This is a genomic window from Neorhizobium sp. DAR64862/K0K3, from assembly GCF_050500185.1.
GTDB lineage: Bacteria > Pseudomonadota > Alphaproteobacteria > Rhizobiales > Rhizobiaceae > Neorhizobium > Neorhizobium soli.
Genome location: NZ_CP191449.1, coordinates 3394945 through 3409671, shown reverse-complemented (window position 1 = coordinate 3409671; position 14727 = coordinate 3394945). Strand labels below are relative to the sequence as shown.

The window sequence follows — 14727 nt, the reverse complement described above, 5'->3', positions numbered from 1 at the left end:
GCTTCCGCGCAAGATATTATTTTTGCTGACTACCGATGTCCCCAAGGAAGGCTTCGACCGAAGGAAGGCTCTTTTCGACCATGGCCGCGACACCCTTTGCGTTCGGATGCATGCCGTCTTCGAGCTGCATTCCGGCAACCCTGGTCACGCCATCAAGGAAGAACGGGTAGAGCGGCAGCGCGTGTTTCTTGGCGAGCCTTTCGTAGATCGGGTTGAACTTCTGCGCATAGTCGCTGCCCATGTTCGGCGGCGCCATGATGCCGACCAGATAGATCGCGATGTTGCGCGCCTTCAGCCGCGTGATCATCGCATCGAGGTTCTTTTCCGTCTGCTCGGGTGCGATGCCGCGCAGCGCATCGTTGGCGCCAAGCTCAAGGATCACGCCATCAGTGCCATCTGGAACCGACCAGTCGATGCGTCCAAGCCCGCCGGAACTGGTATCGCCGGACACGCCGGCATTGTTGATCGCCACATTGAGGCCCTTCGCCTTCAGCGCTGCCTCGAGCTGGGCGGTGTAGGATTCTGCCGGCGCCAGTTGGTAACCGGCCATCAGACTGTCTCCAAAACCGACGATCTGGAGGGTCTTGTCCTGGGCAAAAGCCGGGGCTGCGGTCAGTGCTGCCAGTATCATGACGAGGAATTGAAGCGGTCTTGCTTTAAAACGCACGATCGGTCTCCTAGATTTGGGCTTAACCGCAGCGCGGCATGAATTGCTCTTGAAGCCTATATAGGACGGTCTGCATTGACTAAAACCATCATCACGCTGCGAAAAGCCGATCTCACCCTCGGCAGCGCGGCGGCATCCGTTCACGTTTTGAAGAGCATGGATCTTGACGTCGACACAGGAGAAGCGGTCGGCATCGTTGGTCCCTCCGGTTCCGGCAAATCGACACTGCTGATGGTGCTGGCCGGCCTCGAACGCCTCGACAGCGGCGAGATCGTCATTAACGGCCAGGCGCTTCACAACCTTTCCGAAGATGCGCTGGCGGATTTCCGCGGCCGTAATATCGGCATCGTCTTCCAGTCCTTCCATCTGATCGCCAACATGACCGCGCTCGAAAACGTCGCAGTCCCGCTGGAGCTTGCGAATGCGAAAGATCCGTTCGAGATCGCCCGCCGCGAGCTGGCAGCCGTTGGCCTGGGTGAACGCCTGCACCATTATCCCGGCCAGCTCTCGGGCGGCGAGCAGCAGCGCGTGGCGATCGCCCGCGCACTCGCCCCCTCGCCCGCCGTGCTGATCGCGGACGAACCGACCGGCAATCTCGATACCGAGACCGGGCGCCAGATCGCCGACCTTCTGTTTTCCAAGCAGGCCGAGCGCGGCATGACGATGATCCTCGTCACCCATGACATTTCGCTCGCTGCCCGCTGCTCGCGCCAGATCCGCGTCCGCTCCGGCGAAATCATCGACGACGGAGCAGGCGCTCCGGCCGTTCAGGTCGCATCCGTATGATGGTCGCGGTCCCCCGGCTGAAAATTGCACTGCGCCTGGCATTGCGGGAAATGCGCGGCGGCCTCAGCGGCTTCTACATCTTCCTCGCCTGCATCGCCCTTGGCACCGGCTCCATCGCCGCCGTCAATTCCGTTTCGCGCGCCATTACCGAGGCGATTGCCGGCCAGGGCCAGCAACTGCTTGCAGGCGATATTCGTTTTGAGCTGAACAACCGCGAAGCGACCGAACAGGAACGCGCCTTCTTGAGCGGGCTCGGCGAGATGTCTGTCTCAACCGGCCTTCGCTCCATGGCCCGCAAGCCGGATGGATCCGAACAGGCGCTGGTCGAGGTCAAGGCCGTCGACGGCGCCTATCCACTCTACGGAGAGTTTAAGGCCGAGCCAGCCGCGCCCCTGCAGGAACTCGTCGCCAAACAGGGCGAGACCTTCGGCGCGCTGGCCGCACCGCTTCTGCTCGAGCGCCTCGGCATAAAGACCGGCGACGAACTGTTGCTCGGCAATATCAGGCTCGTCCTGCGCGGCACGATCGCGTCGGAACCGGACGCGGTGTCCGATGGCTTCGGCTTTGCGCCCCGCCTGATGGTCAGCCGGGAAGCGCTGCAGGCGTCGGGCCTGATGGCAAACGGCAGCCTTGTCGAACACGCCTACAAGATCAAGCTGCGTGATCCTGCCAGCCGGGCCGGGTTGGCCGATCGCGCCAACCGAGAGTTCCCGGCCGCCGGCTGGTCGATCCGAAGCAGCGACCGCGCAGCCCCGTCGCTTACCGAAAACGTCGAGCGCTTCTCGCAGTTTCTGACGCTGGTCGGCCTCACCGCGCTGATCGTCGGTGGTGTCGGCGTGGCGAACGCCGTGCGGGCCTTCCTCGATGCGAAACGCACAACGATCGCCACGTTCAAATGCCTCGGCGCACCCGCAACTGTTGTCACGCTGATCTACCTGTTCCAGATCATGGTTCTGGCAGTGATCGGCATTCTGGCCGGCCTCGTCATCGGCGCCGTTTCGCCCATCGTGGCACTGCGCTTTCTCGAAGGCGTGCTTCCGGTACCGGATGGCATCAACATCTATCCGTCTGCGCTTGGGCTTGCCGCCCTGTTCGGTCTGCTGATCACCTTTGCCTTCGCCATTCTGCCGCTTGGACACGCGCGAGAGGTCCCTGCCACAGCTTTGTTCAGAGAACAGAGTTTCGACACGGGCCGGCTTCCATCCTGGCCGTATCTGGCAGCCGCAGGCGCAGCACTCGCCGCCCTTGCGGTCCTTGCGATCTTCTCGTCCGAAAATCACTTCGTCGCCTCGGTCTTCCTCGGCGCAGTCGCCTGCGCCTTCGTGTTGCTGCGGCTGGTTGCAGCGCTCATCTCGTGGCTTGCCCGTCGGGCTCCGCGCGTCAGTTCGCCGGCCTTGAGGCTGGCGCTCGGCAATATCCACCGTCCCGGCGCCCTGACGCCCTCGGTCGTGCTCTCGCTCGGCCTCGGTCTGGCACTCCTGGTGACGCTGGCGCTGATCGACGGCAACCTGCGCAGCCAGCTGACCGGCAACATCGCCCGCAACGCGCCGAACTTCTTCTTCGTCGACGTCCAAAGTGCCGAAGTCGATGGTTTCCGCAAGCTGCTGCAGGAGCAGGCGCCCGGCGCCAAGCTGTTCGAGGTGCCGATGCTGCGGGGTCGCATCCTCGCCTTCAACGGTCAGGATGTCAGTCAGATGAATGTTCCGGCAAAGGGCCGTTGGGTCCTGCGCGGCGATCGCGGCATCACTTACGCCAAGAACAAGCCGGAAAGCTCGACCCTAACGCAGGGTGAATGGTGGCCGGCCGACTATGACGGCGAGCCTCTCGTTTCGTTTTCGGCGGAAGAGGCAGGCGAACTCGGACTGAAACTCGGCGATACCGTCACCGTCAACGTGCTCGGCCGCAACATCACCGCCAAGATCTCCAGTTTCCGCAACGTCGAATGGGAATCGCTGTCCATCAACTTCGTCATGGTCTTCTCGCCCAACACGTTCCGCGGCGCGCCGCATGCCTGGCTTGCGACCCTCACCGATCCATCGGCAACGGCGCAGCAGGAAGCGACAATCCTGCGCTCCGTCAGCAATGCCTATCCGACCATCACGAGTGTTAGGGTCAAGGATGCGATCGATATCGTCGATCAGTTGATCGGCCAGCTGGCAACCGCGATCCGGGCAGCTGCCGCCGTGGCGCTGATCGCTTCGGTGCTGGTGCTTGCCGGGGCGCTTGCGGCCGGAAACCGCGCCCGTACCCACGATGCCGTGATCCTGAAGACGCTGGGCGGAACGAGATCCATGCTCATTCGTGCCTTTAGCTACGAATACATGATCCTCGGCTTCGCCACCGCCGTGTTTGCGCTTCTGGCCGGCGGCGTATCCGCCTGGTTCATCGTGTCGCGCATCATGCGCCTTCCCTCGACCTTCCTGCCGGATGTGGCGATCATAACGGTTGTGGCCTCGCTGGTGCTGACCGTCGGCATCGGGCTTATCGGCACATGGCGGGTGCTCGGCCAGAAGGCGGCGCCGGTCCTCCGGGAATTGTGATCGGGAGCTTTGGGATCCATTGCGTCTCTTCCCCCTTGTATAGGCGTGGTTATCGCCTCATATTTGATGGTAGGCTTGCTGGGCTCCGCAGCGGCGCCTGGGTCTGACCGTTAGGGCCCGACACCGTGACAAATTCCGGAGCTTGAAGAGGATACTATGGCTGACTTCAACAACTATCAAAACCGAGCCGCCCAGACGGGTGCGCAGTCCGGTGCGATGATCGATGAAGGCCTGCGCGCCTATATGCTCAAGGTCTACAACCTGATGGCACTCGGCCTGGCAATCACCGGCATCGCGGCATTCGCGACCTGGCAGATGGCCGTCGCCGATGGCCAGCTGACCCCCTTCGGCCAGCTGCTGTTTGCAAGCCCGCTGCGCTGGGTCGTGATGCTGTCGCCGCTCGCCGTCGTGTTCTTCCTGAGCTTCAGGATCAACAAGATGAGCGTAAGCGCCGCCCAGGCAACCTTCTGGGGCTACGCTGCCCTGATGGGTCTTTCGCTGTCGTCGATATTCCTGGTCTTTACCGGCCAGAGCATCGTGCAGACGTTCTTCGTGACCGCAGCTTCGTTCGGCGCTCTGTCGCTCTACGGCTACACGACGAAGAGAAGCCTGTCGGCAATGGGCTCGTTCCTGATCATGGGCCTGTTCGGCCTGATCATCGCCTCGATCGTCAACATCTTCCTGGCGTCTTCGGCACTCGGCTTCGCGATCTCCGCGATTGGCGTGCTGATCTTCGCAGGCCTTACCGCCTACGACACGCAGAAGATCAAGGAAATGTACTACGACGCGGATGATGCGACGGTCATGGGCCGCAAGGCGATCATGGGCGCCCTGACGCTCTACCTCGACTTCATCAACCTGTTCACCTTCCTGCTTCAGTTCATGGGCAACCGTAACAACTGATCCACGAAGTGGAAGACAGACCAGACGACAAACAAGAAGGCGGCCGCAAGGTCGCCTTTTTTGTTGCCCGCCGGGAGGCTGCGTCATAGGCTTGCTGCCTCACCTCAAGCCCCAAGTCCTGCCATGCCCCAGCACCTTCGCGACGTCACAACCGACGACCTGCCCGCCATCACGGCCATCTACCGGGACAGTGTGCTGAACGGCACCGCAAGCTACGAGATCACCCCGCCTGATCTGAAAGAGATGACCGCGCGCTTCCACGCCATCCGCGAGAAGGGCTATCCTTACATCGCCGCCATCGACGACGCCGGCGTCCTCATCGGCTATGCCTATGCATCCGCCTTCCGCACGCGGCCGGCCTATCGCTGGCTGGTAGAGGATTCGATCTATCTCTCTCCGGGGGCGCGTGGAAAGGGTGCCGGGAAGGCACTGCTGCAGGAACTGCTCAGCCGCTGCACAGCGCTCGGCTTTCGCCAGATGGTGGCCGTGATCGGTGGCGCAAGCCCCGCATCCGTCGCGGTCCACAAGAGCCTAGGCTTCGAAATGACCGGTACGCTGAAAGGCACCGGCTTCAAGCACGGTCAGTGGCTGGACACGGTCCTGATGCAGATCGCACTCGGAGAGGCTAAGGATACACCGCCTGACCCGACGGTCTATCCCGGTTCGCTGTTCACCGAGTGAACCAGTTCAGTCGATGAGCTTCAGCGCCTTGTCGAACACTTTCAACACCTGTGGCAGCTCGTGACCACGCTTCAGGATCACGCCGTTCGTGTTGATGACGGAATAGGCACCCTGCTTGTTGGCAAGCTTGGGGTTCTTCTCGATCCTGAACAGCGGCATCTCGCCCGATCGCTTGAAGATCGAAAAGACGGCCTTGTCCTTCAGGTGGTCGATCGCGTAATCCTTCCACTCGCCCTCGCCCACCATCCGACCATAGATCCACAGGATGGAGTCGAGCTCTCGACGGTGAAACGTCACGGGCGCAGGATCGAGGCTCTGTCGGTATTCGCTGAGATTGACGACGACGGCAGCATCGTGAGGCCGGTGGCCCCTCGGAAATTCAGGCTGATCGGTCATCAAGACTCCCAATCATAGATGTCAAAGCAGTGACAGTGTGCCCCGACATTTTAGAAATTGCAACGCTGCCATACCAGGTTACCGGCTGCCGCGATGTTTTCTGAGAAAGCCGTATTTCGGTCAAAACAGCGCCCGAATTGCAAGCGAGATTGCAGATGTTGGTTTGGCGCGTTCTTTAGCGCCATTTGGCCCGGTTCGGTTCGCTGACCCTTACCCCCAGCCCCCCAGTGGATTTGGACCGGGCCGCCAACAAACTTCCCGTCGAAAAGAATGAGCGCGCGGCGCTCCGCGACCAGCTTGCTGGTGAGCGGTGTTGGTATGCCCTGTCAGTCGTCCAGCTTCTTGCGCCCGGCCATCAGGATTGTTGCGCCGATGATCTCGGCCGGCTCGCCATTCGGGCCCGATGCCTGAAGCAGGATTGCGCAACCGTCCTTCTTGGACTTGCCCATCAGCTTGCCTGGCAGCTTCAGCGACATGGTCTGGCCGTTCCACATGCCAACGGACTGCACGTCGTAGACGCTATGCCAGTAATCCATGTTCTTGCCGCTGTTTTCGCCCTTCGTCACCTCGACCTGCTGCTTCTTCGTGAAGTAGGCGACGACGACTTCGGCCTCGGCCGGTATCTGTGCATTGCCGGCGCCGATCTCGATCTCGATCTCGTCTCCGTGCATGGCAGCCGAGACGGGAACAACCAGCCCCTCTCCCTTGCTGCGCATACCATCGACCTTGGAGTTGATGCCGACCAGGTCCGTACCTTTGACATGGTCGCGACCGTTGATGATGGCCTGCGGCGTGTACACGCCGCTGCGGCCCATCGTCTTGGCATAGCCGTACTGACGCTCGGTATTCTCTTTGGAGGCAAGCGTATCGGTCCAGCCGAGATAGTTCCAGTAGTCGACGTGATAGGACAGCGCCACGACGTCGCCCTGGGCCACAAGCTGGCTGAACGTGGTGTCCGCAGGCGGACAGGAGGCACAGCCCTGCGAGGTGAACAGTTCCACGACGCCCTTCGGGGCCTTCGATTCCCCTGCCGAAGCCGAGCCTGCTATCAGCAGACCGGCAACGAGGACCATGGAGCGAAAACGAAGCAGCATGAATGGCAAACCCTTTGATAGGTTGTTTGTTATCCACGATTGCGAGGGGCAATCAAGGCCATAACGGTGGGACGCCGGATAAGTAACCGCGGCACCGGTTCAAGAGGAAGTCACGAACGGGTGAGGATCCGACATGTGATCGCTCTCTGCGATCGCGTGTCCGGCCCGTTCCGCCTGTTAGAAAAAGCTCAGCAATCCCTGGGTCAGGTAGACCGCGCCGACGCCGGTCACCACCCATCGGGTCCAGCTCCGAAAATTGGCGTCCGTCATCTTTTGCAGGATACCATTGCCCGCCCGAGCGCCCAGGATGGCGATCGGCGCGGCGATCAGCACCGCCACCATGTCGACGGTCGGAAGGTTCGAAGCGGCATCCCAGTAGAAGGCGATCTTTGCCAGATGCGAGATCGTTTGAATCGACGCCTTGGTGGCGATGACCTTGCGCCGGTCCATCTCGGTGCGAATGAAGAAGATATCGACCGTCGGACCTGCCACGCCGACGCTGATCGTCATCCCACCCGACAGCAGTCCAGCCAAAAACGCATGCGAGGGACGCGACGCATCGAGCTGCAGCCTGTTGACCGGTATCCAGACGAGAACAGGCATCAGGCCGACACCGATCAGGACCACGATCAGGCTTGGCGTATAGCTCGTCAGAAACAGGATGAGGGCCGAAACCGCCACACCAGAGCACAGGATCGAGAGGATCTTCCAGTCGATATAGGCACGGGAGAACCAGGCGCGGGATCCGTTGGAGACCATCTGGATGACGCCCTGGATCGCGATGGCGGTGCCGACCGGATAGAGAAACAGCAGGACCCACAAGAGGATCAGCCCGCCCGCCATGCCGAAAATCCCAGACAGAAGCGACGTCAGGAAAACCGTAACGGCCATGCCGATAAAAATGATGAGGGACAAGGAATGAAGACCTTAACGTCGGTGGCCAAGGCAAAATGCTCACCACCGCATCCCCGTGCTGGTCAGGGGAATTGAGCGACCCGGCACATGCAGGGTCGGAAAACCGGTTCTCCAGCCCAGGAATTTGGGCTGACGAAGTCTTGCGAAAAGCACATCCAGGCGGGTGAGCCGATCGCCGTCAAAGAATGTCCACCCGCCGGTCTGACCGGCGGGTGGAGGATTTTTATTAAGCGACCAGATCGCGAAGAACGGTCTGCAGAATGCCGCCGTTGTTCATGTAGATCACCTCGTCCAGCGTATCGATGCGGCAGAGGATGTTGATTTCCTTCACCGAACCGTCGCCATAGGTGATCTTTGCGATCTTCCACTCGCGCGGCTTGATATCGCCTTCGAGACCGACGATCTCGACCGTCTCGTCACCCTTGAGGTCGAGCGAGGCCCAGGTCACGCCCTCTTCGAAGACGAAGGGAACGACGCCCATGCCGACCAGGTTGGAGCGGTGGATACGCTCGAACGACTGCGCGATGACCGCCTTGACGCCGAGCAGATTGGTGCCCTTTGCAGCCCAGTCACGCGAGGAGCCGTTGCCGTATTCGACGCCGGCGAAGATGACCAGCGGCGTGCCTTCATCCTTGTACTTCATGGCCGCATCGTAAATCGACATCTCTTCCTTGGACGGATAGTGGATGGTGTAGCCACCTTCCTTGCCGTTCGGGCCGAGCATGTGGTTGCGGATGCGGATGTTTGCGAACGTGCCGCGCATCATGACTTCGTGATTGCCGCGACGCGTGCCGTACTGGTTGAAGTCGGCAACGGCGACGCCGTTTTCCGAGAGGTAGGCACCAGCTGGCGAAGCAGCCTTGATCGAACCGGCCGGCGAGATGTGGTCGGTGGTGATCTTGTCGCCGAACAGGCCAAGCACGCGTGCGCCGTGGATGTTCTTGAGACCGGTTCCCGTCTTGCCCATGCCGACGAAATACGGCGGGTTCTGCACATAGGTCGACTTGTCGTCCCATGCATAGGTGTCGCCGTCAGGGATCTGGACTGCCTGCCAGTTCTCGTCGCCCTTGAACACGTCCGCATACTTGCTCTCGAACAGTTCGCGGGTGACGTATTTCTGGATGAACTCCTGGACTTCCTTGGAGGTCGGCCAGACGTCCTTGAGGAATACCGGCTGGCCATCGCTGCCGATGCCGAGCGGTTCCGTGGTCAGGTCCTTGCGTACCGAGCCGGCCAGCGCGTAAGCGACGACGAGCGGCGGCGAAGCCAGGTAGTTGGCCTGGACGTCAGGCGAGATACGGCCTTCGAAATTGCGGTTGCCGGAGAGAACGCCGGCGGCAATCAGGCCCTTGTCGTTGATCGTCTTGGAGATCGGCGCCGGCAGAGGACCGGAATTGCCGATGCAGGTCGTGCAGCCGAAGCCGACGAGGTTGAAGCCGATCGCATCGAGCGAATCCTGCAGGCCGGACTTGGCGAGATATTCGCCAACAACCTGAGATCCCGGTGCAAGCGACGTCTTGACCCAAGGCTTGGACGTCAGACCCTTGGCGACTGCGTTGCGGGCGAGAAGGCCAGCAGCGATGAGCACCGACGGGTTGGACGTGTTGGTGCAGGACGTGATGGCGGCAATCGCCACATCGCCATGGCCGAGATCGTAATCCGTGCCTTCAACTGGGTAGCGGTTTTCAAGCTGGCCGGGCTTCTTGTAGTCGGTGTCCATCGAACCGGCAAAACCGGAGGCGATGTTCTCGAGCGAGATGCGACCTTCCGGACGCTTCGGGCCGGCCATCGAAGGCACGACGTCGTTGAGGTCGAGTTCCAGCGTGTCGGTGAAGACCAGCTCGGCACCATCGGTGTCGCGCCACATGCCTTGAGCCTTCGAATAGGCTTCAACGAGCGCGATGCGCTCCTTGGTGCGGCCGGACATGTGGAGGTAGCTGACGGTTTCGGCATCGACCGGGAAGAAGCCGCAGGTTGCGCCGTATTCCGGACCCATGTTGCCGATCGTCGCGCGGTCTGCGACCGGCATGTTGTCCATGCCTGGGCCGAAGAATTCGACGAACTTGGAAACCACGCCCTTCTTGCGCAGCATCTGCACGACTGTCAGCACGAGGTCGGTCGCGGTAACGCCTTCCTTGAGCTTGCCGGTCAGCTTGAAGCCGATGACTTCAGGCAGAAGCATCGAGACCGGCTGGCCGAGCATCGAGGCTTCCGCTTCAATACCGCCGACGCCCCAACCGAGAACGCCGAGACCGTTGATCATGGTCGTGTGCGAATCGGTGCCGACGCAGGTGTCCGGATACGCGACGGTTTCGCCGTCTTCTTCACTGGTCCAGACCGTCTGACCGAGATATTCGAAGTTCACCTGGTGGCAGATGCCGGTGCCGGGCGGAACGACGCGGAAATTCTTGAACGCCTGCTGGCCCCACTTGAGGAAGCGGTAGCGCTCGCCGTTGCGCTCGTATTCGAGCTCGACGTTGCGGGCAAAAGCGGTCGGCGTGCCGAATTCGTCGACGATGACCGAGTGGTCGATGACGAGATCGACCGGAACCAGCGGGTTGATCTTTTCAGGATCGCCGCCGAGTGCCTTGATGCCGTCGCGCATGGCTGCGAGATCGACGACTGCCGGAACGCCGGTGAAGTCCTGCATCAGCACGCGGGCTGGACGATAAGCGATCTCAGCCTCGGCCAGACCCTTGTTGTTGAGCCATTCGGCAACCGACAGGATCTGGTCCTTGGTAACGGACTTTCCGTCTTCGAAGCGCAACAGGTTTTCAAGCAGAACCTTCATCGAGAAGGGCAGCTTGGAAACGTCCGGCAGACCATTCTGCTCGGCTTTCGGAAGGCTGTAATAGACATAGTCCTTACCGCCTACGGTAAGGACGGAGCGACAATTGAAACTGTCGACAGATTTAGCCACGGATAAACCCCGCTGATGTAAGAGCCAACACGCGCGTGCGGACGCCTATGCACTTCATGCACATCAGGATGCGGGTACGACCATTTCCGCTGTCCGCACGAAAGGACTTTTGAAGATCCTCAAGTTCGGCGCTAGATGAAAATCACGCCGGCCGCTGGCGTGTTGCGATGCTTATAGATAATTTCTAAGAAGCGTTCCAGACACTTTGACGCAGGTCGCCAAACATTTTTTGGCAGCGATGTGATCGAAGGCTTAATCCGGCCCGAAAAGGCATAGACCATATGCGGCTGATTGCCGAAAATCTGAGCGCCCGGCGCGGCGAAGATCTGATCTTCCAGGGCGTGTCCTTCGCATTGTCTCGCGGCGAAAGCCTTGTTCTGACGGGGAAAAACGGATCGGGCAAATCCACGCTCCTGCGCGTCGTGGCAGGCCTCCTGCGCCCCGAAAGCGGCACCGTCACATGGCAGGCAGAGACTGCTGACAAGGGCATGCGGGCAGCAGAAGCCTGCCATTACCTCGGCCACCGCAATGCCATGAAAGCCGAACTTTCAGTGTATGAAAACCTGACATTCTGGCAGCAGTTTTTCGGCCATTCGCCGCAGGGCGAGTCTCTTTCTGTCGACGAAGCGGCCGATGCGGTCGGGCTTGGCGACATCACCCATCTGCCGTTCGGATATCTTTCCGCCGGCCAGCAGCGCCGCATGGCATTTGCCAAGCTTCTCGTCTCCTTCCGGCCGGTCTGGATCCTCGACGAACCGACCGCAGCCCTCGACGTGAGTGCGGAACGCGTGTTCACCGGGCTGATCGAATCACATCTCCGAAACGGCGGCATCCTGATCGGCGCCACCCACCAACCGCTCGGACTGGAGAACGCGCAGGAACTGAAGATGGCCGGCTTTACCGGTATCGCCGAGGAGGTCTGGTGATGACCGCTCTCCTCCTGCGCGACCTGAAGCTTTCCGTCCGTGCCGGCGGTGGCGCGCTGATCGGCGTCCTGTTCTTCATCACCGTTGTCGCCGTCATTCCCTTCGGTGTTGGTCCCGATCTCAACCTGCTGTCTCGAATCGGTCCGGCGATCGTCTGGATCGGAGCGCTTCTCTCCGCCCTGCTCGGCCTCGACCGGATGTTCCAGACCGACCGCGAGGATGGATCGCTGGACGTGATGCTAATGCAGGAACATCCGCTGGTTCTGACCGTGCTTGTCAAATGCCTCGCCCACTGGATCGGCAACGGCCTGCCGCTGGTCATCGCCTCGCCGCTGCTTGGCCTTTTCATGAACATGGACGAAGTGGCGATCGGCGCCACCATGCTGACGCTTCTGGTCGGCACGCCGGCCCTCACCTTCATCGGCGCCGTCGGCGCAGCTGTTGCGGTGACCCTTCCCCGCGGCGGGCTGCTTGTCTCGATCCTCGTCCTTCCGCTTGCCGTGCCGGTGCTGATCTTCGGGGTCAGCGCCTCCTATGCGGCGGTGGAGGATCCCGCTCCATTCCTGCCACCTTTTCTGATACTGGTGGCAATCACGATGTTTTTTGCAGTGCTTGGACCGCTTGGCGCGGCACTCGCTTTGCGAAACGCCGGCGATTGATTAGATGGAACCTCTTCTCGTCCTGAAATAGAAAACCCAGATGTCCGAAAGCCTTGCCATCACCAAACTCAGCGATCTCGCCAACCCGACCCGGTTTCTCGGCCTGGCGTCGCGCGTCCTGCCCTGGCTGTCGGCGGTGACCGCGATTCTATTTGCAGCAGGCCTCTATCTGAGCTTTGCCGGCGAAGGCGACTATCAGCAGGGGCTGACGGTTCGCATCATGTATGTGCACGTGCCCGCGGCATGGCTGTCGATGATGTGCTACACGGTGATGGCGCTTTCGGCGATCGGCACGCTGGTCTGGCGCCATCCGCTGGCAGACGTTGCCCACAAGACCGCCGCCCCGCTCGGCGCCGCCTTCACGCTGATCGCACTTGCCACAGGCTCTCTCTGGGGCAAGCCGATGTGGGGAACCTGGTGGGTCTGGGACGCGCGGCTCACCTCCGTCTTCGTGCTGTTCCTGATGTATCTCGGCCTGATCGCGCTCAACCGCGCCATGGATGATCCGGGCAAGGCCGCCCGCCTTTGCGCCATCCTCATTCTGGTCGGCTTCGTCAATATTCCGATCATCAAGTTCTCGGTTGACTGGTGGAACACGCTGCATCAGCCGGCAAGCGTCATCCGCATGGGCGGATCGAGCATCGACGGGTCTTTCCTGCGGCCGCTGCTTGTGATGGCACTGGCCTTCACGATGCTGTTCTTCACCCTGCATATCGCCGCCATGCGCAACGAGATCTGGCGCCGCCGCGTCTCCGCGCAGCGCCGGATGGCCGCAAGAATGGCCGGCGACAAGCCCGGCATGACCATCGAGAAGAGCACCTGACATGAGCCACACATTCTATATCGCCATGTCCTATGGAATTGCCGGCCTCATCTCGCTCTGTCTGATCGGCTGGGTCTGGCTCGATGGCCGCGCCCGCCGAAGGGAACTTGCGCAGCTCGAGGCCACCGGCATCCGCCGCCGCTCGGCAACGGCGCCGGCCAAGGCGCCGGAAGGCGGCCAGGCATGAGCGCCGAACCCTCGTCCTCGCAGGGCATCCAGCCGAAACGCCGCGGTCTTGCCCGTTATGCCCTCGCGCTCATTCCGCTTCTTGCTTTCGCAGGCTTTGCCGCAGTCGCCGGCAAGATGCTCTACGACCAGGATGTCAACGGCCGCGACATCTCGTCCATTCCGTCAGCCCTCATTGGCAGGAAAGCCCCATCCCTTGCGCTCCCGCCCCTCGAAGGGTCCAGGACCGCGGCACTCACCTCATCGGCCATTTTCGGCAAGCTGACGCTGGTCAATGTCTTTGCCTCCTGGTGCGTCCCCTGCCGGCAGGAACACCCGATCCTCAAGCAACTGGCAGAAGACAGCCGGCTCACCATCGTCGGCATCAACTACAAGGACCGCAACGACAACGCGCTGCGCTTCCTCGGCGAGCTCGGCAACCCTTACAAGGCGATCGGCATCGATCCGAACGGCAAGTCCGCGATCGACTGGGGCGTCTACGGCATTCCGGAAAGCTATCTGGTCGGCCCCGACGGCACGATCCTCTACAAAAAGGTCGGCCCCTTCGACACCCGCAGCGTTACCCAGGATCTGCTACCGGCCATCGAAAAAGCGGCAGCAGGCAAAGGCTGAATGAGCGCTTGCGGATCCTGAACCTTGCTCAACGCCTCACAGCGCGTTTTGCCAGACCTTGATCGCATCCACGGGCCAGACCAGCATCAGCACATTGAGTGTCAGGTTGTCGCGGATCAGCCAGACGGTGAAGAGTTCGAAGACCAGTGCGATGCACACCGTGAGCCAGACTGGCGCGCGTGCGGCAAACAGGAAGCCGAGGGCCATGAAGACCGTATCCATCGCCGAGTTGATGATGCTGTCGCCTGAGTATCCTAGCGCCATCGTTGCGGTCCGGTAGCGGTCGATGATGACAGGAGAATTTTCGGCGATCTCCCATGCGGCCTCGATGAGGACGGCAAGCGAGAACCGAGCAGGAATAGGCGCGCGGCGCAGGATCAGCCAGCCGAGCCCGTAGAACAAAAATCCGTGGATGATGTGGGACGGCACATACCAGTCCCCCAAATGTTGGGAATTGCCTGACGAATTCACATCGGGCTCGAACAGCTTGATGTAGCCGCATTCGCAGATCGGAATGCGGCCCATCGCGTAGAGAATGACGATCTGCGCCACAAACAGCGCCAGCGCTGCGACAAGCCAGCGCCGTCCGGATGAACCGCTGGAGGGCAGCACCCCGGCA

General features: G+C 61.2%; 15 protein-coding genes. 9 read left to right on the top strand and 6 right to left on the bottom strand.

Annotated features, from left to right (window positions below; genetic code table 11):
* Positions 1-16: 16 nt before the first annotated feature.
* The gene (locus ACQY1L_RS16440; protein ID WP_430241819.1) at positions 17-667 is read right to left on the bottom strand and encodes an arylesterase; all 651 of its coding nucleotides are present in this window, start codon (positions 665-667) and stop codon (positions 17-19) included.
* A gap of 75 nt (positions 668-742) precedes the next feature.
* Here ACQY1L_RS16440 and ACQY1L_RS16435 point away from each other — a divergent pair, with 75 nt between their 5' ends.
* The 4 genes from ACQY1L_RS16435 (at position 743) to ACQY1L_RS16420 (ending at position 5577) form a co-directional block, all read left to right on the top strand.
* Entirely contained in the window at positions 743-1453 is a 711-nt protein-coding gene (locus ACQY1L_RS16435; RefSeq protein WP_430241817.1) for an ABC transporter ATP-binding protein, read from the top strand.
* Positions 1450-3993: an ABC transporter permease gene (locus ACQY1L_RS16430; protein ID WP_430241815.1), complete on the top strand. Its 2544-nt coding sequence runs from the start codon at positions 1450-1452 to the stop codon at positions 3991-3993. The genes ACQY1L_RS16435 and ACQY1L_RS16430 overlap by 4 nt, the downstream gene beginning before the upstream one ends.
* A 156-nt stretch (positions 3994-4149) precedes the next feature.
* Positions 4150-4896 carry a Bax inhibitor-1/YccA family protein gene (locus ACQY1L_RS16425; RefSeq protein WP_062581634.1) on the top strand — a complete coding sequence of 249 codons (747 nt, stop codon included), beginning with the start codon at positions 4150-4152 and terminating at the stop codon, positions 4894-4896.
* 123 nt (positions 4897-5019) lie between these two features.
* Positions 5020-5577: an N-acetyltransferase family protein gene (locus ACQY1L_RS16420; RefSeq protein WP_430241813.1), complete on the top strand. Its 558-nt coding sequence runs from the start codon at positions 5020-5022 to the stop codon at positions 5575-5577.
* Positions 5578-5583: 6 nt separating this feature from the next.
* On the opposite strand, the gene ACQY1L_RS16415 is transcribed toward ACQY1L_RS16420, so the two are convergent.
* From ACQY1L_RS16415 to acnA, 4 genes are all read right to left on the bottom strand, one after another.
* Positions 5584-5973 carry a DUF2794 domain-containing protein gene (locus ACQY1L_RS16415; RefSeq protein ID WP_192085694.1) on the bottom strand — a complete coding sequence of 130 codons (390 nt, stop codon included), beginning with the start codon at positions 5971-5973 and terminating at the stop codon, positions 5584-5586.
* Positions 5974-6299: 326 nt separating this feature from the next.
* Positions 6300-7067: a DUF1223 domain-containing protein gene (locus ACQY1L_RS16410; RefSeq protein ID WP_062462362.1), complete on the bottom strand. Its 768-nt coding sequence runs from the start codon at positions 7065-7067 to the stop codon at positions 6300-6302.
* Positions 7068-7244: 177 nt separating this feature from the next.
* Complete coding sequence (locus ACQY1L_RS16405; RefSeq protein ID WP_209902338.1) at positions 7245-7982, bottom strand: sulfite exporter TauE/SafE family protein; 738 nt, start codon at positions 7980-7982, stop codon at positions 7245-7247.
* Positions 7983-8208: 226 nt separating this feature from the next.
* Positions 8209-10902, bottom strand: coding sequence for an aconitate hydratase AcnA (acnA, locus tag ACQY1L_RS16400; RefSeq protein ID WP_062462356.1), 2694 nt, complete (start codon positions 10900-10902; stop codon positions 8209-8211).
* A 281-nt stretch (positions 10903-11183) separates the two neighbouring features.
* On the opposite strand from acnA, the gene ccmA reads away from it, so the two are divergent.
* The 5 genes from ccmA to ACQY1L_RS16375 are packed head-to-tail and all read left to right on the top strand — an operon-like array spanning position 11184 to position 14108.
* Entirely contained in the window at positions 11184-11828 is a 645-nt protein-coding gene (ccmA, locus tag ACQY1L_RS16395) for a heme ABC exporter ATP-binding protein CcmA (RefSeq protein WP_430241810.1), read from the top strand.
* Positions 11828-12487: a heme exporter protein CcmB gene (gene ccmB, locus ACQY1L_RS16390; RefSeq protein WP_430241808.1), complete on the top strand. Its 660-nt coding sequence runs from the start codon at positions 11828-11830 to the stop codon at positions 12485-12487. The genes ccmA and ccmB overlap by 1 nt, the downstream gene beginning before the upstream one ends.
* A 40-nt stretch (positions 12488-12527) precedes the next feature.
* The gene (locus tag ACQY1L_RS16385) at positions 12528-13310 is read left to right on the top strand and encodes a heme ABC transporter permease (protein WP_430241806.1); all 783 of its coding nucleotides are present in this window, start codon (positions 12528-12530) and stop codon (positions 13308-13310) included.
* Between the two features lies 1 nt (position 13311).
* Positions 13312-13497 (top strand): heme exporter protein CcmD, encoded by a 186-nt coding sequence (gene ccmD / locus ACQY1L_RS16380; RefSeq protein ID WP_113165685.1) that lies wholly within the window; start codon positions 13312-13314, stop codon positions 13495-13497.
* A complete protein-coding gene (locus ACQY1L_RS16375) occupies positions 13494-14108 on the top strand; it encodes a DsbE family thiol:disulfide interchange protein (protein WP_430241803.1) in 615 nt (204 codons plus the stop codon). The genes ccmD and ACQY1L_RS16375 overlap by 4 nt, the downstream gene beginning before the upstream one ends.
* Positions 14109-14144: 36 nt before the next feature.
* Here the strand turns inward: ACQY1L_RS16375 and ACQY1L_RS16370 are convergent, their stop codons facing one another.
* Positions 14145-14720: a DUF2585 domain-containing protein gene (locus ACQY1L_RS16370; protein ID WP_430244014.1), complete on the bottom strand. Its 576-nt coding sequence runs from the start codon at positions 14718-14720 to the stop codon at positions 14145-14147.
* Between the last annotated feature and the right edge of the window lie 7 nt (positions 14721-14727).